General features: G+C 67.7%; 15 protein-coding genes. 3 read left to right on the top strand and 12 right to left on the bottom strand.

Annotation, left to right across the window (positions count from 1 at the left end; all coding sequences use genetic code 11):
* Window positions 1-3: 3 nt before the first annotated feature.
* From AC1M14_RS03685 to AC1M14_RS03630, 12 genes are all read right to left on the bottom strand, one after another.
* Window positions 4-933 carry a DUF6708 domain-containing protein gene (locus AC1M14_RS03685; RefSeq protein WP_479731017.1) on the bottom strand — a complete coding sequence of 310 codons (930 nt, stop codon included), beginning with the start codon at window positions 931-933 and terminating at the stop codon, window positions 4-6.
* The gene (locus AC1M14_RS03680) at window positions 933-3,572 is read right to left on the bottom strand and encodes a T6SS effector BTH_I2691 family protein (protein WP_479731016.1); all 2,640 of its coding nucleotides are present in this window, start codon (window positions 3,570-3,572) and stop codon (window positions 933-935) included. The genes AC1M14_RS03685 and AC1M14_RS03680 overlap by 1 nt, the downstream gene beginning before the upstream one ends.
* The gene (locus tag AC1M14_RS03675; protein WP_479731015.1) at window positions 3,562-4,407 is read right to left on the bottom strand and encodes a DUF4123 domain-containing protein; all 846 of its coding nucleotides are present in this window, start codon (window positions 4,405-4,407) and stop codon (window positions 3,562-3,564) included. Before AC1M14_RS03675 ends, AC1M14_RS03680 begins: the two co-directional genes overlap by 11 nt.
* Window positions 4,408-4,432: 25 nt before the next feature.
* A complete protein-coding gene (locus AC1M14_RS03670) occupies window positions 4,433-7,135 on the bottom strand; it encodes a type VI secretion system Vgr family protein (RefSeq protein WP_479731014.1) in 2,703 nt (900 codons plus the stop codon).
* Window positions 7,136-7,151: 16 nt separating this feature from the next.
* The gene (gene tssH / locus AC1M14_RS03665) at window positions 7,152-9,830 is read right to left on the bottom strand and encodes a type VI secretion system ATPase TssH (RefSeq protein ID WP_479731013.1); all 2,679 of its coding nucleotides are present in this window, start codon (window positions 9,828-9,830) and stop codon (window positions 7,152-7,154) included.
* Between the two features lie 10 nt (window positions 9,831-9,840).
* On the bottom strand, window positions 9,841-10,938 hold the full coding sequence (gene tssG, locus AC1M14_RS03660; RefSeq protein WP_479731012.1) for a type VI secretion system baseplate subunit TssG: 1,098 nt from the start codon (window positions 10,936-10,938) through the stop codon (window positions 9,841-9,843).
* Window positions 10,902-12,740 carry a type VI secretion system baseplate subunit TssF gene (gene tssF, locus AC1M14_RS03655; protein WP_111825881.1) on the bottom strand — a complete coding sequence of 613 codons (1,839 nt, stop codon included), beginning with the start codon at window positions 12,738-12,740 and terminating at the stop codon, window positions 10,902-10,904. Before tssF ends, tssG begins: the two co-directional genes overlap by 37 nt.
* 55 nt (window positions 12,741-12,795) lie before the next feature.
* Window positions 12,796-13,281 (bottom strand): type VI secretion system baseplate subunit TssE, encoded by a 486-nt coding sequence (gene tssE / locus AC1M14_RS03650; RefSeq protein ID WP_102774070.1) that lies wholly within the window; start codon window positions 13,279-13,281, stop codon window positions 12,796-12,798.
* A gap of 69 nt (window positions 13,282-13,350) precedes the next feature.
* Window positions 13,351-13,854, bottom strand: a complete 504-nt coding sequence (locus tag AC1M14_RS03645; protein ID WP_006384074.1) for an Hcp family type VI secretion system effector — start codon at window positions 13,852-13,854, stop codon at window positions 13,351-13,353.
* A gap of 44 nt (window positions 13,855-13,898) precedes the next feature.
* Complete coding sequence (gene tssC, locus AC1M14_RS03640; protein ID WP_479731011.1) at window positions 13,899-15,392, bottom strand: type VI secretion system contractile sheath large subunit; 1,494 nt, start codon at window positions 15,390-15,392, stop codon at window positions 13,899-13,901.
* Entirely contained in the window at window positions 15,385-15,909 is a 525-nt protein-coding gene (gene tssB / locus AC1M14_RS03635) for a type VI secretion system contractile sheath small subunit (RefSeq protein WP_006384072.1), read from the bottom strand. Before tssB ends, tssC begins: the two co-directional genes overlap by 8 nt.
* Window positions 15,910-15,953: 44 nt before the next feature.
* Window positions 15,954-16,607 (bottom strand): tetratricopeptide repeat protein, encoded by a 654-nt coding sequence (locus tag AC1M14_RS03630; RefSeq protein WP_479731010.1) that lies wholly within the window; start codon window positions 16,605-16,607, stop codon window positions 15,954-15,956.
* 189 nt (window positions 16,608-16,796) lie between these two features.
* Between AC1M14_RS03630 and tssJ the strand changes: the two genes are divergently transcribed.
* From tssJ to icmH, 3 genes are read left to right on the top strand one after another with little or no spacing between them, the layout of a single operon-like run.
* Window positions 16,797-17,414 (top strand): type VI secretion system lipoprotein TssJ, encoded by a 618-nt coding sequence (gene tssJ / locus AC1M14_RS03625; protein WP_246842458.1) that lies wholly within the window; start codon window positions 16,797-16,799, stop codon window positions 17,412-17,414.
* Window positions 17,415-17,465: 51 nt separating this feature from the next.
* Window positions 17,466-18,812, top strand: a complete 1,347-nt coding sequence (tssK, locus tag AC1M14_RS03620) for a type VI secretion system baseplate subunit TssK (protein WP_102774073.1) — start codon at window positions 17,466-17,468, stop codon at window positions 18,810-18,812.
* Window positions 18,813-18,861: 49 nt separating this feature from the next.
* Window positions 18,862-19,617, top strand: coding sequence for a type IVB secretion system protein IcmH/DotU (gene icmH / locus AC1M14_RS03615; protein ID WP_247747573.1), 756 nt, complete (start codon window positions 18,862-18,864; stop codon window positions 19,615-19,617).
* Window positions 19,618-19,625: the final 8 nt, after the last annotated feature.

The raw sequence follows: 19,625 nt of genomic DNA, 5'->3' as shown, positions 1-19,625 counted from the left end.
TCCCTAACGCAGGTCCTCGGGATTCATCGACGCGTCCCGCACGTATTTGTCGCCAGGCTCGGGCTGCAGCGTGGCCTCGATCTCGGGGGGAAACGCCGGGATCTTGCTGGTCTGCATCACCATCCAGCGCATGATGGCGTGCAGGTAGTTGAACGGAATCAAGGTCAGGTACATGAAGCCGGGGCCGCGCGCGTCGTTGGCGAACACGCGCTCCTTGGAGAAGGCGAAGCTCTCGCGCTTGCCGTCCACCGGCATGCAGTACAGGACCGCGTCCTGCACCGCCTGCGGGCCTTCCTCCATGTAGCGGCGCAGGAATTCCCAGTGGGCATGGGCGTTCTCGATGCGGCCCGTGGCGATGCTGAAGGCGAAAGTCTCCTCGACCGTGACGCCGTCCCGGGCCAGGATCAGGCCGCGGATATCCCAGTTGAACCAGCCCATCGCGCCCTTTCCCCGGCCCAGGGTGAAATAGATCTTGTCCCAGGGCGCGGTCAGGATACTGCCGTCCAGCCGGAATACGTGCACCAGCCGGCGCTTGCGGTCCAGCGCAATGGGGTACCAGGTCCAGCGGAACATCTCCTTGCACGCGACCCACGCCCCCGCCGCGGCCAGCGCCGCGCACATCGCCATGCTGATGAAGATGCCCTCCCACAGGCCGTTTTCGTTGGGCAGGTCGTGCGCCAGCAGGATCCAGGCCAGCATCAGGATGCCGCCCACGCCGAAGGCCACGCCTATGCCGCCGATCAAGGCGATGAAGCCGCGCCAGCCGTACCAGCGGTCCACCGACAGCAGGGCGTTGGAATTCATCCTGACGACGCAAAGCTCGGCATGCGGCGCCACGTCCAGGCGCTTTTTCTGCGACAGGCGGTGTTCGCGGTCGAATTCCGAAAGCGGACGATTGTCGGGAAACCTGGACATCAGGCCCGTGAAATCCATCACGAGCCTCCAAGCGCCACGCGCAGGCTGTTCATTTCTTGCTGCACCCCGTAGTAATAGTCGGCGCCGGGCTGCCCCTGCAGCTTGCCCCACAGGCAGCGCTTGAGCCACTCGTCGATCTTGTTTCCCTTGAACTTCTCGATCAGCACCGCCACGATGATCAGGAACACCGCCGCGATCAGGCCCACCAGCGTGGCCGACATGGCGAAGGCGCTGATGACGATCAGGCTGAGGATACCCGAGGCGACGTACAGGCCGCCCATCAGGCCGTTCTTCTCGATCACGAACTGGTCCGTGGCCGACTTGAAATCGAACACCGCCATGATGACGCCGGTGACGACCCCGACCCGGCTTCCCCAGCGGGCGAGCAATGAGCCGGTGGCGTCCAGAGACACGCCCACGCCCAGGCGCATGCCGCCGGCGGCCCTGGCCTTGAGCGCCGCGCCCAGCACGTCGGCCACCGAGCCGCCGGCCGAAGCGATGCCGACCACGAATTTCCAGCTCGCGTCGCTGCGCTCGTGCGGCATGGCCGATTCCAGGTCGCTCCAGAGCTTGTACACCGCCACCGTCTGGAACACGCAGCCGACCACGCCAAGCCGCACGTCGGTATTGATCGTCGTGCGCCAGCGCGACAACTCCCTGGCCTCGTACTGCTCGATCGTCATGGTCGTCTGCGCCAGCGCCCGGGCCCGGTCGCCGGCCCGCATGTCCGCCGGCACGCTGGCGGCGGCCTGTCTGTCCACGAGCATGAACCAGCGCTTCTTGTCGCTGCCTTCGATCTGTTCGCCGCGCACTTCCAGGCGGCGCAACTCTTCGGCCACCGCGCGCTCCATCTGGCGCAGGTCCACCCTGCCGCCATGCTGGCGCATGATTTCCCGGATCAGCGCGGCGCGGAATGATTTTCGGCCGCCCTCGACCTCGACGATCGCCACGTCCTGGCGCGACAGCAGCCCCATATACATCGCCAGCCTGCGCGCGACGGCGCTATCCACGCCCAGCCTCAGGACGTGCACCAGCGGCCCCATGATCTGTTCAAGCAGGCGTGCGGTCTTGTCCATCTGGCCTTCGCTCAGCACCTTGAGTCCGGTCTTGTAGGCCTCGTGCAGATTGCTCCAGGGAATTCCCTTCCAGTCGACGGCCGCCTCGTGCGCCTCGACGACCTTCTTGACCACGAAGTCCTGGTTGTGGAACATGGCCCGCAGCACGATGTTGCGAGTGTCCTCCGGGTTCCCTTGCAGCCAGTCGGCGTACAACTGGAAGCAGACGCGCTTGTCCTGGGTTCCGTCGATGCACAGGGCGAGAACGGTCTGGTAGACCTCGCCGCTGTCGGCATTGTTGGCGTCGTAATTGCACTGGAACGACTCCAGCGTGTTTTCGCAGGTCATCCACGCCACGTGCGCCTTGGCCATGGGCACGATGATCCCGGCGTCGAACTTCGCCAGGCGGTCGTCGAAACCGCTTTGCCACGCCCTGCGGGCGTTCTCGTCGTAGTTGTCGAAGTATTTGCTCCAGGCGTCCCAGCGCACCTTGCGCCGCTCTTCCTCGGTCGGATGGCGGTAATTGTCGGCCTCGGCCAGGCGGCCCTCGCGGTTCTCCGGCATCAGCCAGTCCAGCAGCAACTGGCCCACCGCCAGGCCCTCGGCCCCGGCGCCGCCCGGGCCGACCGCCATGTGCGGGGTGGTGGTCCCGTAGACGGAATAGTTGGTCGCATCCTGGCCGCGCCGGCGCAGGAAGTCGCTTTCCGCGGACTGCATGACGATCTCGCTGATCGACTCGATGGACTTCGACACGGTCAGCGGCCGCAGGTCCTCTTTGTTCGAGACGAAATCATCGAAACGCATGCGCATCAGCCGCGCGATGTCCTGCAGGATTCCCGTGCCGTCCGGCAAGGCCAGCATCAGCCCGTTGCCCGGCGAGAACGCCTCGGCCGCGTCCTCGATCGGCTCGCCCATCCAACCTTTGACGTTGTAGTAGCCGACGGTGCTCCAGCCCAGCAGCTGCTGCTTGCCGTAAGGGTCCAGTTCGCGCTTGCGGTGGACCACGTAATCGGCCACCGTGTCCTTCAAGGTCTTGATGCTCTTGGCCTGCGGGTGCTTCTTGCCGCTCAGCCAGGCCTGCACGTCGAACTTGAACATGTGCCGCTGGCGCATCTCGGCGCCCTTTCTGCCCTTGTGGGCCTTGCAGACGTCCTTGGTCCATTGCACGTCCGAAAACGCGAGCCAGACGAAGGTCGCGTTCCTGGCGTTGGGAATCGTCAGCAACGACGCCTTGGCCTCATGGTCCTGGGAGGCGCACGTGAACGCCCGGTCGCAATCTTCCACCGGCTTGTCGAGGTCGAAGTTGTACAGGGTGGCGTTCTCGTTGACGTAATAGCCTTTCAGCTCGGAGCGCGCTTCGTCGTAGACGTACAGATAGCCGGTGCGCAGCAGACGCACGCCATAGCGCGCGCCCTCGCCCAGCGGCCGTTCGCGCAGCTCGGGCATGTCCAGGTCGCCATCGAGCGCGGGGAAGATCGCGTCGTTCTTCAGCACCGCATAGCGCAGCGGCATGATGGGCAGGCCGATACGGTGAAACGGGCAATCCTCGCCGCAATCCAGCGACGAACGCCTTCTTTCGCAGTTCTTTACTTCATCGGCCATCGGGCTCTCCAGTTCGTTCCATATCCGCGCGCACGGCGGCCCAGTCTTTGTCCGACAGATCCTGGACCGCGGCCAGATACGGATAATCATCTTCCGGCCGCATGGCCGCCAGGCAGGCGCGCACCCGTTCGTGGCGATGGAAGGCCGGATGCACCTCCAGCCCATGCCGCGCGAACGCCTTGCGCTCCTCGAGCGATTTCAGCCCCAGGTCCCGGGCGGCGCGGAAATGCCCCATCACGGCCTGACCCAGGGCCACGCGCCCGTCCGGCGCCAGCGTTTCCAGGCCGGCCAGCACTTCGTTCAACGCCTGCATATGAATCAGCGCGAACGACTGTTCCGCGCTCAGGCGCAGGCGCGGCGACGGTGCGGCATCCGGCCGGTCCACCGCCTGCCACGCCCCGTCCAGGCGGAACATGCAGCGCTGCACCGGCCCGCAAAGCCAGGCCAGTTGCGCCGCGTCGAGGATCCACGGCAGTTGCGCCAGCACGCGCGGATCGAAGAAACGGAAGAAGCACGGCCCCTGGCCGTCGATGTCGACGATCATGCGCGAACGGCAATGCGCGGCCACGGCGTCGACTTGCCGGTCCGATTGCAGCAACAGGCCCAGCCAGAATTCCTCGTCATCGACAACCGCCTGGTTCAGGCCCGCCAGGACCTGCGCCTTGTGCACGGCCTGCATGGCGGACAGGTCCACCAGCCTCGGCATCAGGCCGGGCATCTTCCGCAGCGCCGGCGGCACCAGGACCTCCGGCTGAACGAACGCCGGCACGCCGCGCGCGCGCTCGTCCTGGATAAGACCGAAGCCGAAAGCGTCGAACGCCTGGTAATCGAGCATGCCGCCCTCCTCTCGCAACGCCCGTTCAACTCAGCGGCACCACGGCGCCGCCGCGCTGGGCCGCGCCGCGCACGCGCGCTTCGCACAAGGGGCCGGCTTCGCTGAAGGCCAGATTCGGCTGGCTGCTTTCCGGCCCCACCCAGCTGTGCACCCCCGCCTTCAATTCCACCTTGCCCGGCGCATGCAGCTGAATGCCGCCGCCCTCGACCCGCAGATAGGCGCCGCCCGCGGTGGCCAGCAGGCGCTGTTTGGCCTCGACCGTGACGCTGGCCGCGGACGACGAGACGGTCACCGCCTTCTCCGCGGACAGCGCCATCTTCGCGTCCTGGCTGTGCAGCCGCAGCCTGCCGCCGGCGGCGTGCAGGCGCAGACCCTGGTCCTTGACCGCGCGCGCGCCCGAAGGCGGGTTGCCCAGCGTGAACAGCACCGCGCCGGCGGCCACGCCCAGCGCCACGTTGGCGCTGCTGACCCAGTTCACGTCCGGCGCCACCTGCGCGAAGGTGCCGCCCGCCGCCAGGAAGGCGTCGGCCGGCGTGTACTGGCCGATGCCGCTGGGCGCGCTGACCTGGACATGGGGTTCGCTGTAGGCCGCCACCGGCTCGCCGGACGAATCGCCCGCGCCTTCCTGCGTCGCTTCCACCACCTCCAGCACGTGTTCGAGCGCGTCCTGCGCCGGCACGGTTTCCGGATCGTCTTCCAGCACGGCCTTCTGCCTGGCCGCCATGTCGGCCAGCTCCCTGGCCGATTCCATGGCGCGTTCGATCTGCCTGGCGGCCTCGGCGCTGTCGAGCAGCGCGCCCTCGGCGTTCTCGCGCAGGTCGGCGCTGATCAGCAGGCCGGCGCCGGCGCGCAGCGCCATGGACTCGCGCGTGGACAGCTCGGCGCCGTGGCCCAGGTCTTCCAGCCGCTCGTTGTCGCGCTGCTGCTTGATGTGCCCCAGGTTCAGGCGCGTATCGGCCTGCGTGGTGGAGGCGGTCAGGCGCGCCTGTCCGGGCGTGTCGTCCTGCACCAGCTGGTTGTAGCCGCCGGTGCCCGCGCCGCTGGCCGGCAGGGCCTGGGTCTTGAAGCCGGACATCACCGCGTTGTGCGCGTGGCCGTCGCTGCCGCCGGCGAACCAGGCCGGCGCATTGCCGGTGGCGTTGGCCGCGCCCGCCTGTACCTGGTTGTGCGGCGCGTCCTCGGCGCCTTCGCCGTTGTAGAGCGCGCCCACCACCACGGGCCGGTCGATGTCGCCATGCAGGAATTCCACCAGCACTTCCTGGCCCACGCGCGGCACGAAATGGCCGCCCCAGTCGCCGCCGGCCACCGGTTCGGCCACGCGCACCCAGGCGCCCAGCTCGTCCGCGGCCGGCGCGTTCTCGTCGCCGGACGGATGCGCCAGCCGGCTGCTGGCGGCCTTGCCGCGCTGCCAATGGAATTGCACCTTGACGCGATGGTCGCGGTCGGTATGCACCGGCTCTTGCGCGCCCACCACCAGCGCGGTCTGCGCGCCGAAGACGGTGGGGCGCGGATGCAGCCGTTCGCCATGGCCGTCCCGCGTGGCCGGGCGGAACTCCGTCTCCATGCCGATGCAGGTGAACGTGTTGCGGTAGAAGTCCGCCCGATCGTGTGCGTCCGCGCCGCCGCCCTGCGCCCGGCCCAGGTCGGCGTCGAAGTTGTTGCGGGCCTGGTGGTCGATGGCGATCACCACATAGGCCGACGGCCCGCCCTGCTGGTAATGGCCGGTCAGCTCGAAGCGCTGCCCCGGCGCCAGCGTGCGCACGGTGCCCGCGCCCTCGTAGCTCTGCTCGCGCACGCGGATGGCGGCCAGCGCGTTGTGCGCCAGCCGTTCGCCCTGCGCGCCGTCTTCGTACGCGTACTGCCCGGGGTAGTCGTTGCAGGCCAGCTCGATGGCGCCCGCTTGCGCATCGGCATGCGCCTCCATCTGCGCCTGCGCCGCCACCGGCCGCGCCTGGACGCTGCGGTAGTCCCAGCTGGCCAGGCGCACCGCATTGGTCTGCCAGCGCTTGCGCTGGCTCCATTGCTGGATGCTGTCCTGTGTCTCGGTGACATCGGCGCGCGCGAAACGCACGCTGGCCTGCGGCCCGGGCTGGAACGCGCCGTTGTGGTCGGCGATGACCAGGGTGTGGCCGTCGGCCTGGTGCTCGACCCAGTAGAACAGGCCTTCTTCGGCCAGCAGGCGCTCCACGAAGGCGTAATCGGTTTCACGGTACTGGATGGTCAGGCTGCGCCTGGCATAGGCGGCGCGGTCCTTCACGTCCCAGCGCCATTGCGGCGCCAGCGTGCCCTGCCCGTTGTAGTCGCCGAAAATGCTCTCGACGATGTCGAACACCGTCTTGTCCTGATAGGCGAAGCTGTCGCGGCGGGCGCGCAGAAAGGCCAGCCAGGGCTCCACGGTCAGGCCGTAGCGCGCCAGGCCGCCGTTGGCGCCGCGGAATTGCGCCGCGGTCACGTGGCCGTGCCAGATGCGCGGCTGCGCGCGGTCCAGCGCGGTCTGCAGGCGCAGCGTCACGGGCTGGCCCAGCAGCGCTTTCAGCGGGATATGGGCGTCGTCGGAGAGCGCCGTGAGGTCCAGCCGGCAGGCGCCCGCGCTCAATTGCTCGCGCGCCGACAGCGTCTCGGCCACCAGGCGGTTTTCGCCCAGTGGCGTGCTCAGGTTCAGGAGACGGTTGGCCTGCTCGATACCGGCGGTCGACAGGCGGGAAAGTCCGGAGGAATCCTGGGGCATGGCGGCGGCTCCGGGTTCAGGTCAGGCGGTAGCGGAAGTCGCCGTTCTTGCCGGCGGTGACGCGGATGCGCGCGATGGCCTCGCCCTGCGCCATACGGCTCAGCACCTGCTCGGCGATCTGCGGCAGCAGCGTGCCGTTCAGGATGTGGTCGACGTTGCGCGCGCCCGTGTCCACCTCGGTGCAGCGGGCCAGCACGGCCTCGACCAGCGCCTCGTCCCATTCGAACACGGCGCGGTGATTGGCCTGCACGCGCTCGGCGATGCGGCCGAGCTTCAGGCCGATGATGCGGGCCAGCGCGTCGTCGTCCACGGGGTAGTAGGCGATGGTCTTCATGCGGCCCAGGAAGGCGGGCTTGAAGGCCTTGTACAGCTGCGGCGCCAGCAGTTCCTGCAGCGCCTCGGGGCCGGGCCGTTCCTCGGCGCTCTTGTTCAGGCAGGCCTGCATGATGGCCGACGAGCCGACGTTGGAGGTCAGGATAATGAGCGTGTTGCGGAAGTCGATCTCGCGGCCCTCGGCGTCGTCCATCACGCCCTTGTCGAACACCTGGAAGAACAGCTCCAGCACGTCCGGATGGGCTTTCTCGATCTCGTCGAGCAGCACCACGCTGTAGGGCTGGCGGCGCACCGCCTCGGTCAGCACCCCGCCCTCGCCGTAGCCCACGTAGCCCGGCGGCGAACCCTTCAGGCCGGAAACGCTGTGGGCCTCCTGGTACTCGCTCATGTTGATGGTGATGAGCTTGCGCTCGCCGCCGTAGAGCACGTCGGCCACCGCCAATGCGGTCTCGGTCTTGCCCACGCCCGAGGGGCCGACGAACAGGAACACGCCCTTGGGCTTGTTGGGATCTTCCAGGCCGGCGCGCGCCGTGCGCACGCGCTGGGCGATGGCGTGCAGGGCGTGGTCCTGGCCGATGACGCGCTCGGCCAGCAGCGGCTGCAGTTCCAGCACGGTGCGGATCTCGTCGTTGACCATCCGGCCCAGCGGTATGCCGGTCCAGGCCGAGACGATCTCGGCGATGACCTGGGCGTCCACATAGGCCGGCACCAGCGGCGTTTCGCCCTGCAGCGCGCGCAGCTCCTGCTGCAGCGCGGCCAGCTGCGCCTGGGCCGGCGTGGGTTCGGGCGCCTTGGCGGCGCGGCGCTTGGCGGCCGGCTCCGGCGCGGCCTCCTCGCCCGCCGTCTCCAGCTCTACGCGCAGCGCGTGGATCTGGCGCACCAGCTCGCTTTCCTGGGCCAGCCGCGCCTCGGATTCCGCCAGCGTCTTGCGCGTGGCGTCCATTTCCTCGTCCAGCTCGCGCAGGCGCGCGCCCTGGGAGCCGCCGGCGGCGGCCTCCCGGCGCAGCGCGGCGCGCTCGGTTTCCAGGCGCGCCAGGCGGTGGCGCGCCTCGTCGATCAGGGCCGGCGTGGCGCTGCGGCCCAGGGCCACGCGCGCGCAGGCGGTATCGAGCACGCTGACCGCCTTGTCCGGCAGCTGGCGGCCGCTGATGTAGCGGTGCGACAGGCGCGCCGCCGCCACGATGGCCTCGTCCAGCACCCGCACGCCGAAGTGCGCTTCCATCAGCGGCGCCATGCCGCGCAGCATGCTGGCGGCCAGCGTCTCGCTGGGTTCTTCCACCTTGACCACCTGGAAGCGCCGCGCCAGCGCGGCGTCTTTCTCGAAGTACTTCTTGTATTCGCTCCAGGTGGTGGCGGCGATGGTGCGCAGTTCGCCGCGCGCCAGCGCCGGCTTGAGCAGGTTGGCCGCGTCGTTCTGGCCCGCCTGCCCGCCCGCGCCTATCATGGTGTGGGCCTCGTCGATAAACAGGATGATGGGCGTGGCGCTTTGCTTGACCTCGTCGATGACGTTCTTCAGACGGTTCTCGAATTCGCCCTTGACGCTGGCGCCGGCCTGCAGCAGGCCCATGTCCAGCGTGCGCAGCGCCACGCCGGCCAGCGCCGGCGGCACGTCGCCGGCCACGATGCGCAGCGCCAGGCCTTCGACCACCGCGGTCTTGCCCACGCCGGCCTCGCCGGTCAGGATGGGGTTGTTCTGGCGCCGGCGGGTCAGGATGTCCATCATCTGGCGGATCTCGGCGTCGCGGCCGATGACCGGGTCGATCCTGCCTTCGCGCGCGCGCTCGGTCAGGTTGGCGGTGTACTGGTCCAGCGCCGGCGTCTTGGACAGGCCGGCGGCCGGCGCCGGCTCTTGCTGCGCGCCCTCGCCCAGCGCCACCGACTGCCCGGCCTCTTCCGAGCCGGCCGTCAGCGCGGCGAAGTCATGTTTCAGCTCTTCCAGCCGGAACGATTCGAACAGGCGCGAGCCGCGCCGCGCGAGCTGGGCCAGGTCGGGCTCGGTCAGCAGCGCCAGCAGCAGATGGCCGGAGCGGATGCGCGTGGTCTGCGTGTCCAGCGACGCGATCAGCCAGGCATGTTCGAACAAGCGCGGCAGGTGCGGCGAGAACACCGGCGTGCGGGTGTTGCCGTTCTTGAACCCGCGGATTTCCGCGTTCAGGTCGGCCTCCAGCGCCGAGGCGTCGATGCCGCTGCGGCGCGCCACGATGCTGAAGTCGCTGGCGGGCTTTTCCAGCAGCGCCAGAAACAGGTGCTCCAGGTCCACTTCGTAATGGCCTTGCGCCATGCACAGGCTGGCGGCGCGCTCGGCGGCCTGGCGGCAGGTCTGGTTCAGTTTCCCGATCAGGGTTTTCAGGGGTGTGGCCATGGTGCTTGTTCTAGTGAATGGTGTGCAGTTCGTAGCTGGCGTCGTCGCGATCCGACGCCGCGGGTTCGGTGCAGAGAAAGGAGTTCCAGCCCAGGCGCGCGCCGGCGCCGCCGTCGCCGCCGAGCATGCTGCCGGCCACGTCCGCCCTGGCCATCACCAGCCGCACCTCGTATTCGAAGCTCATGCCGCCGAACATGGTCAGCAGCTTCTCCAGCGCCTGCGCGCGCGCCCCGCCCGGCAGGAAATCGCCGAACGCGGCCTTGGACAGCGGGCCGATCCACAGCCGGATGCGCATGTCGCGCTGCCAGATGCGATCGCCCGCCATGGCGGACACGCCCAGCACCGCGCCCGGCATGCCCAGGCGCGTGCGATGCTCGGGCGGCACGTGGTACCAGCGGCCGACGAACTGCTCGACCCGGATGTCCACCTGGAAGTAATCGGCCAGCACCCGCTGCAGGTAGGCGGCCGACACCGGGCGCTGGCGCGCCGCGGCGGCGTAATGGGCCAGCGATTCGTCGTACACCTGGCCCTGGCCCGCGTGCAGGCGGTCGCGCAGGGCCGGATGGCCGATGCCGCCCAGCGCCAGCAACAGCGGCAGGTAGTGATGGTCCTGCTCGGTCTCGTGGCGCAGCGGCATGCGGTACTTCTTCCAGGCCGCATAGAAAAGCGCCGCGGCGCGGTTCGAGAAGATGTCGAAGAACGCGCGCGCCCCGCGGTCGCGCCGGGCGCTTTCGCGGTGGCTCAGAATCTCGGAATAATGCAGCGGCAAGGCGCCCTGCGCGCCCAGCAGGCCGAAGAAGGCCGGCTCGATCTCCACCCGCCCCAGCTTGCCTTCGGCCAGCGCCGCCAGGCGCGCCTGCGCGTCGTCCAGCGCCTGGCCGTCCTTGTCGTAGGCCGTCAGGCCGGCGATCTCGCTGGCCGGGAAGCCCAGCGAAGACGAATTCAGGAAGCGCAGGTGGGCCGGCACGGCGTTGCGCGCGCGCGTGCCCTCCTGGCGCGCGAACCACAGCTCCAGCACGCGCACGGCCTGGAAGAACTTGAAGCGCTGCGGCTCGGCCAGCAGCGCCTCGATTACGCTAGGATCGCGTCGCCGTTGCATGGGGGACACCGTAGGATTTCTTCCGAGCCGCGGCGCGACAGCACCACCAGCTGCACGAAGCTGTTGGCGTGCACGTACAGGCCGAAAAAGCGGTTCAGCACCGCGACGAAGGCATGCAGGCTGGTGCCGACGAAATTGTCTTCATTGATCGTGAGCCGGATCTCGATGCCACGCACGAAGGTGGCGAACGGCTCGCCCGGCATCCAGTGCGTGGCGGGCTTGTAGTCCAGCCCCACCAGCCCTTCGATCTGGCGGGCCGCCACCGCGGCGTGCGACAGGTCGTACAGGCGCAGCGTTTCCTTCAGCGCCGGCAGGCCGCTTTGCACCAGCGACAGATGGTTCAGCGCCAGGTGCGAGATCAGGCGCCAGTGCGCCGCGCGGCCCTGCTGGAAGCGATGCGTATGGGTGGGACGGCGCAGCATGCGGATTTCGCGCGCGACCGAGCCGCCCTCCAGGAACAGGTCGCCGCCGGGCTGGCCCACCGCCAGGTGCGAGGGCAGGTCCCGGTTGGTGCAGGTCAGCTCCAGGCTCAGGGTTTCGGTCTGCGGCACGGACGGATCGAAATCGATGTCGACGATGGACAGCTCCATCTCGTAGCCCGGGCTGCGCTCGGCCACCATCGCGTCGCGCCGCGCGGTCCAGTAGTGGCTGGCGCCGTCAGGCGTCTCGCCGTGGTGCAGCGAATAGAAGGGCCGGAATTCGACGACCGAATCGCCCCTGGCGTTCTGGCGCACCTGGCGCACGCGGTCGATGGAATAGACCTCGTAGCCATAGGCGCGGCGCGCGTCGGCCACCACCGGATAAGAGGCCGCGGCGTGCGTGACGCGGATGGGGTCGGCGCGCTGGGCGAACAGGTTGACCACCGGCGTGCAGCCCAGCCGGAAATTGTCGGCGGACGCCGATTCCAGCAGCCGCGCCGTATTGGAGTCGGCGCGCAGGCCGGCGACCGGCAGATGCAGCGTGAATTCGCGGACCGCGCCCAGGGCGGGCCGCAAGGCCGCCAGGTCGATGTCCACGAAATTGAATTTCTCGGCGAAGACGAAATACTCGGCCAGCAGCCGGTAGGCCGGATGCGAGCTGGCGGGAAAATCGATCAGCGCGTCCTCTTCGGCCAGGCCCACCTGCGCCAGCGGCGCCTGCGCCAGGCGGTTCCAGCGGCCGGGCTGCGTCTCCGTGTAGGCGGCCGCCGTGCGCAGGAACAGGCAGTCGCGCAGCGCCGCGACGAAGGACGGTTCGCCGTGCAGATAGACGCGCAGCCTGTCCACGGCCAGCGTGGAGAAGTTCTGCGTCTCGGCCAGGCAGGCCAGGGTCAGCGACAGCCGGCCCGTCACGCCCGGCGGCAGCGAGGTGGACGACGGCGCGTTGGCGGTGGACGCGAAGCCCGCCTGGCGGATCGCCACCGGCGCCAGCGTCACGTCGTAGGCCGTGCGGAAACGGCAGGCCACGCCGCGCACGGCATGGGACTTCAGCTCGGTGCCGCGCGGCAGGCGCACCGGCGCGGTCAACTGGGCGGCCACGCCGCCCATGTCGAACTGCGCCACCGAGCACGCAGGAAACGGGCGCAGGTAATGCGGGTACATCACCTCGAACAATGCTTCCGTGAACTCCGGATAGTCGTCGTCGAGCTTCTTGTTGATGCGCGCGCCCAGCAGGGCGAACGACTCGATCATCCGCTCCACGTGCGGATCTTCGCAGGTCTCGCCCGACAGCCCCAGCCGCCCGGCGATCTTGGGATAGCGCTGCGCGAAATCGCGCGACGAACTGCGCAGGAAACCCAGTTCGCGTTCGTAATATGGCAGCAGTTCTTCCATCTTTCCCTTCTCCGCCGGCGGCGTGGCGCCGGCGCCCGCGTGTTCTGTTGTTGGTTCAGGCGGCGGCCGCGGCCTTGGCCCAGCCCTTGCTCACCGAATACTGCAAAGTGGACGGCTGCAGCGTCGCATCGAAGGTCACCGGCTCATGCGCCGGGCCCACGTCCAGCATCGCGGTGATCGCGAAATACAGCACCGACGTGGCGCGGCCATCGACCTGCAGCATGACCCGCACATGCGTCAGCCGCGGCTCGTGGCGGGCGATCGCCTGTTCCAGCGAGCGGCAGATGAATTCGCGGTCGTAATGGCTGGCCAGGCTCAGGCCGGAAAAATCGGACAGTCCATAGGTGAGGATGGAGCGCTGGCAGTTCGGATAGCGCTTGAGCGATTCCTCGGTGAAGACCATGCGCGTATTGAGCAGGGCCTCGATGTCGCGCGCGACGGTTTCCTTGATTTCCTCCACCGACAGGCGCCGCAGCGCATGCGGCGCTTGCCCGTCGCCGTCGAACAGCTTGTCGAACAGGCTCGGTTCGAATCCTTTCATGCGGACCTCATTCAGGAAAGGCAGCGGCCCGCGGCGGGCCGCTGCCTTTACCGTCTTACGCGGTCAGGTTCAGACCGAATACGTCTTGTCGTTCTTGGTCAGGCTCCAGGCGCCCTGGGAGTTGCCGCCCTGGTTGCCGCCGACCTTCTGCTGCGTGTACTTCCACTGCACGGCGGCGTACTTCAGCGAGAACGATTCATGCGGCAGGCCTTCGCTGACGACCTCGGGGGCCACGCGCGAGATGATCACGTACTTGAGCTTGATTTCCAGGTACTTGACGCGGTTGCCCTCGCCGTCGGCGCGCAGGAAGTCGATGGTGACTTCGTCGAAGGTGGTGCCGCCCGAGGCGTGCTGATACAGCAGCGGGCTGACCACGTCCAGGTCCTTGGTGAAGACCATCTCGCCATGCTCGGTGCGCTCGGCCGTGTGGCCGCCCGAGGTCGAGGCGGTAGCCGAACGCGGCTGAATGATCTCGTGGCGCCACGATCCGACTTCGATCCAGTCAGGGTGGTCCTTGTCCTGGGATTCGCCCTTGAGCGCAGGATTGCCGAATTTGACGTAGATGTCCTTCATTAATAGCCTCTCCAGTAAAAAATCATCGAATCCAGCCTAGGCGCTTACGACTTCTGGGCCTGGGCCGGCAGCTCCGCGACCAAGCGCAGCGAAATCGAAAGCTCGTCGAGCTGGAAATGAGGCCGCAAAAACGCCACGGCCCTGAACACGCCGGGGCTACCCGGCACTTCGGCGACTTGCACCGATGCCTCCCGCAGGGGGAACTGCGCCTTCTGCTCCTGATTGGCGTTGTCGTCCAGCAGCACGTACTGCGAGACCCAGCGGTTCAGGAAGCTTTCGACCGATTGCGCGGAGGCGAAACTGCCGATCTTGTCGCGCATCATGGCCTTCAGGTAGTGGGCCACTCGCGATACCGAGAATATGTATTGCAGCTGCGCCGACAGCACCGCATTGGCGTTGGCGCTGTCGGTGTTGTATTTCTTGGCCTTCTGCACCGACTGCGCGCCGAAAAAGGCCGCGTAGTCCGAGTTCTTGCAGTGCACCAGCGGGATCAGGCCCAAGTCGCTCAGTTCCTTTTCGCGACGATCGGTGATGGCGATCTCCGTGGGGCACTTCAGCGCGATCTCGCCGTCGTCGGTCTTGAAGGTATGGGTGGGCAGGTTCTCCACCAGGCCGCCGCCTTCGACGCCGCGGATCGCCGCGCACCAGCCGAAGTCCGCGAACGCCGCCGTCAGGCGCGCGCCGAAGGCCCAGGCGGCGTTGCACCACAGGTACTTGGCATGATCGGTGCCGTCGACTTCCTCGACGAAGTTGAAGCCCTCGACCGAGGTGCCCTCCTTCGGGTCATAGGGCAGCCGGCCCAGGAAGCGCGGCATGGTCAGGCCCACGTAGCGCGAGTCTTCCGAATCGCGGAAGCTGCGCCACTTGGTGTATTCCACCGTGTCGAACACCTTGGCCAGGTCGCGCGGGCGGCCCAGGTCGGCGAAGCTGTCCAGGCCCAGCAGCTCGGGCGAGGCCGAGGCGATGAACGGGGCGTGCGAGGCCGCGGCCACGTGCGACATCTGCTCGATGAAGTACATGTCCTCGGGCTGGCGCGTGATCTCGAAATTGCCCAGCAGCGCGCCGAAGGGCGAGCCGCCGAAGGTGCCGAACTCTTCTTCGTAGACCTTCTTGAACATCAGGCTCTGGTCGAAGTCGATCGCGGTCTGGAAGTCGCGCACCAAGTCGCGCTTGGTGACGTTGAGCACCTTGATCTTGAGCATGGGGCCGGTGTTGCTCTCCTGGCACAGGTAGTGCAGGCCGCGCCAGGTGCTTTCCAGCTTCTGGAATTCGGCGCCGTGCATCACCTCGCTCAGCTGGGCCGAGATCAGGCGGTCCAGCTCGGCCACCCGGGCGTCCAGCATCGCCGACAGGTTGTCGGAGACGATCACGGTGCCCTTCATGACTTCGCGCGCCAGTTCGCCGATCAGGTCCTTGGCGCGGTCGTGTTCGGCGCTGGACTTGGCGACGCGGCTCTGCTCGACGATCTGGTCCAGCAGGCCCGATTCGGCCTCGGCGGCCGGCGCGGACGCGTTCTGCGCGGCGGCGGAATTACTCATTGCTGCCTCCCTTGCCGTCCTTGCCGGCTTCGCTGGTCAGTTGCTGCAGTTTCTCGGTGCTGCTGAGCACTTCGCCCAGCAGGTCTTCCAGTTTGTCGTTGCCCGCCAGCTTGTTGCGCAGGTCGGCCAGCTTGGTGCGGATCTCCAGCAGCTCCTTGAGCGGCTCGATCTGCTGCACCACGGCCTCGGGACGGAAATCCTCGATGGAGCGGAACTTCAGGTCCACGCCGAAGGTGCCGCCCTCGTCGGTCAGGCGGTTCTTCACGCGGTAGGCGGCGCGCGGCTCCAGCCCGCGCATCACGTCGTCGAAGTTGTCCACGTCGATATTGACGAACTTGCGGTCCTTCAGGCGCGGCAGCTCGGCTTCGGACTGCGCGCTGAAATCGCCCACCACGCCCACGACGAAGGGAAGCTCTTTCTGTTCGATCGCGTCGCCCTTTTCCACGTCGTAGGTCAACTGGACGCGCGGCGGACGGACCTTCTGGAGTCGTTTCTGAACGCTTTCTTTCTTAGCCATGGGGGCTCCAAGCGAAGTGCATAGTGACGGGGCCGGATGCCCGATCAGGGTTTGAGGAGATTGCCGAACGGGTCCGGCGCCCGGCCCGCAGGAGCGGGCGCCGGGGCCGGGGCCGGCGTCGGCGCCGGGCTGGCTGCTGTATTGGTAGCGGGGCTGGCCACCGGCTTGGCGGGCACGGCCGCCGACTGCGCGGCCGCGGGCGCGACGGCGGCGGCCGGCGCGGCGCGCTGCGCGTCATTGCGGCGCGGCTGGCGGCGCGGCGGCTTGTAGCCTTCGGGGAACAACACGTCCTGGCCCAGGGTTTCGCGCATGGCGGCGGCCAGCGCCACCGCGTCGGTCTTGGCGTTGCCGGCCAGCAGTGCGTCGGCGCGCAGGTCGGCCAGCGACTGCATCGCCACCCGCAGCCCGCCCACGGCGCGCACGGTCTTGGCGGTGAAATCCTCGGGTTCCCGGTTCAGCGCCTCGTCGGCCGCGACGATGGCCTCGCCGTAGCGCTGCTCGTCGAAACGGATCTTCGCGATATAGGACCACGGCTCGCCGCGCGACGGATTGCGCAGCGCGATCTCCTGGAATTCGGCGACCGCCTGGTCGTTGCCCTTGTTGGCCAGCGTCTCGGTGGCGTGCGTCATCGACTGTTTGTATTCGGCCTCGGTCGGCGGTTTGGACGAGGTCGCGCAGCCGGTCGCGAAAGCCAACATGGCGCTGATAAGGAGAACCCTGGATATGTGCATTTTTCTGGCTTGTAGGTGGGTGTAACCAAGGCCGCGTATTTCAACAACCTTTTGTTAGCGCCACACTACAGAGAATTACTTCATGTAACTCACAACGAAACGTCGGCTAACGTGCAGCGATCTGTATGTTGTCGCAGGCTTCCGGTATAAAGAGCCATGTCAAAACATCTCTATTTTTCACGGCGCGTGGCGGCGCTGGCCATGATCGTCGCAAGCCCCGTAATCAGCGGCTGTGCAGCGGTTTCAGCGATTGGAGCGGTGGCGGGAATGACCGGCGGCGTAATGGATATGGCGGGCCTGAAAAAAGACCCGAACGCGCCCGTCGAAGTGAAATTGGCGATACACGCCGGAGAAAATTTGAACTCGAGCAGCGGCCAGTCGATGGCCGTGGTTACGAAAATATACTATTTGAAGAACGCAGAGGCATTTCAGCGCGCACCGCTCACGCAATTGGTTGATACTGACGCCGAAAAGTCGGCGCTTGGAGAAAGCGTCATCGCCTCGCGCGAGGTCACTCTGACACCGGGACAGCGTTACGAACACCTCGAAAAGGTGCCGAAAAACGCCACCTATATCGCGGTCGCGGGCCTGTTTTATGCGCCCGCGCCGCAACGCTGGAAATACGTGTTCGAAGTGGAATCCGCCGAGGACACCGGCATCGTCATGGGCGCACATGCCTGCGCGCTGACCGTCGTGACCGGCAAGATGACCCTGCCGCCGGGCGTGCCCGACTTCGACCCGGCGCGGCTGGGCTCGGTGCAATGTCCGGGCTGAGCGCCCCGGTCGGTCCGCCGTCTCCAATAATATGAACAAGAGCCAGAAAACGTGAGCCATTCCGCGAAGATCCTATGGGGTGAGGGGCTGTTCCTGCGGCCCCAGCATTTTCAAAGACAGGACGCCTACCACGAAGCCCGCCTCGCGGAGATGAGCCGCGCGCTGCATCCCTATTCCTGGGGCCTGCGCGCCGCGCGCTTCGACGCCGCGGCGCTGGCCAACGGCATGCTCCGGGCCACCGAGCTCTCGGCCATCTTTCCCGACGGCGAGATCTACAGCGCCCCGCACAACGACGACCTGCCGCCCGCCGTCGCGCTGGACGGCCTGGACGGCGCCAGTTCGGCCGTGTTCTACCTAGCGCTGCATCCGATGAAGGACATCGGCGGCAACTACCGCGATGCGCAGCAGGGCCAGGGCTTCGACGCGCGCTACGCGCACCAGGACAGCCCCGCGCCCGACCTCTACACCAACGCCAGCACCGCCGAGCTGGCGTTCCTGCGCAAGAATGTGCGCCTGCTGTCGGAGCACGAGCCGCGCGACGCGCTGCTGACGATCCCGGTGGCGCGCGTGCGCCGCACCGCCAGCGCCGGCTATGAACTGGACACGGGCTTCATCGCCCCCAGCCTCACGGTCCAGGCCTGCGGCGCGCTCTTCGAGCAGCTGCGCCGCCTGCTGGACGCGCTGCAGGCCAAGGTCAACGCGCTCTACGGCTTTCACCGCGAGCCCAACAAGAACATCATCGAGTTCCGCTCCGGCGACGTGGCCTCTTTCTGGCTGCTGCACACGGCCAACGAAGCCTACGCGGCGCTCTCGCACCTGTTCCACAACCCGCAGCTGCATCCGGAGCGCCTGTTCCAGGAAATGCTGCGCCTGGCCGGCGCGCTGATGACCTTCTCCAAGGTGCACACGCTGGCCGACCTGCCCGCGTACCGCCACGACCAGCCCGGCGCGGCCTTCGCGCGGCTGGACGAAATCCTGCGCGACCTGCTCGACACCGTCATCTCGACCCGCTACTTCTCCATCGTGCTGGAAGAACTGCGCCCGTCGTTCCACGTGGGCCGCCTCGATTCCGACAAGCTCGACGAGACCACCGCGCTCTATCTGTCGGTCTCGGCCGCCACGCCGGCCAGCGAACTGGCCGAAACCGTGCCGCTGCGCTTCAAGGTCGGCGCGCCCGACGACGTGGAAAAGCTGGTGCTCTCGGCCATGCCGGGCGTGCAGCTGGTTTACACGCCGCAGGTGCCGCCTGCCGTGCCGGTCAAGCCGGGCGCCTGCTATTTCACCTTGCAGACGCGCGGCTCGCTGTACGACCGCATGCTGCAGGCGCGCAGCATCGCCATCTACGCCCCGTCCGGCATCCCCGACCTGAAGCTGGACCTGATCGCCGTCACCCGCTAACCGACGCCTACCGCAAGAGCCCGCCATGACCGCCGACTCTCCTTCCCTGATGCCCGGAGCATCGCTGCCCGCCCGAGCCGCCGAGTTCTACGGAACCCGCCCGGCCAAGTCGCTGCTGGACCTGCTGTACGACGGCTTCCTGATGCTGTTCCTGCTCAAGAGCGGGCAGGAGCCGGCCAGCGCCGCGTCGTTCTCGGCGCGGGTGCAGCAGTTCCTGGCCGACTTCGAGCGCAGCGCCAAGAAAATGGACATCCCGGCCGAGGACGTCTACGCGACCAAGTACGCCTTCTGCGCCGCGGTCGACGAGACCGTGCTGAACTCGCGCTTCGCGATCCGCGACGCCTGGATGCTGCAGCCGCTGCAGCTGACCCTGTTCGGCGAACAGCTGGCGGGCGAGAACTTCTTCGCGCGCCTGGAAGACCTGCGCGCCCAGGGCGCGCCGCGCCTGCAATCGCTGGAAGTGTTCTACATGTGCCTGCTGCTGGGCTTCCAGGGCAAGTACATGATCGAAGGCCAGGAGAAACTCGGCTACCTGACCGCGCGCCTGGGCGACGAGATCGCGCTGCTGCGCGGCAAGCGCGCCGGCTTCGCGCCGCACTGGCCGCTGCCCGACAAGATCGCCCACACCCTCAAGCGCGACGTGCCGCTGTGGAGCATCGGCGCCCTGTTCGCGCTGCTGGGCCTGCTGGCCTACCTGGGCATGAGCCACTTCCTGAACGCCGACATGCAAACCGCCATGGCGCCGTATCACGACATCGTCAAGCTGGGACCGCGCGCGGCCCACCTGACCATCTCGCTGCCCTGAAGGTCCGC

The organism is Achromobacter sp. SX5 (assembly GCF_056711425.1).
This window is presented reverse-complemented; position numbering and strand designations above follow the sequence as displayed.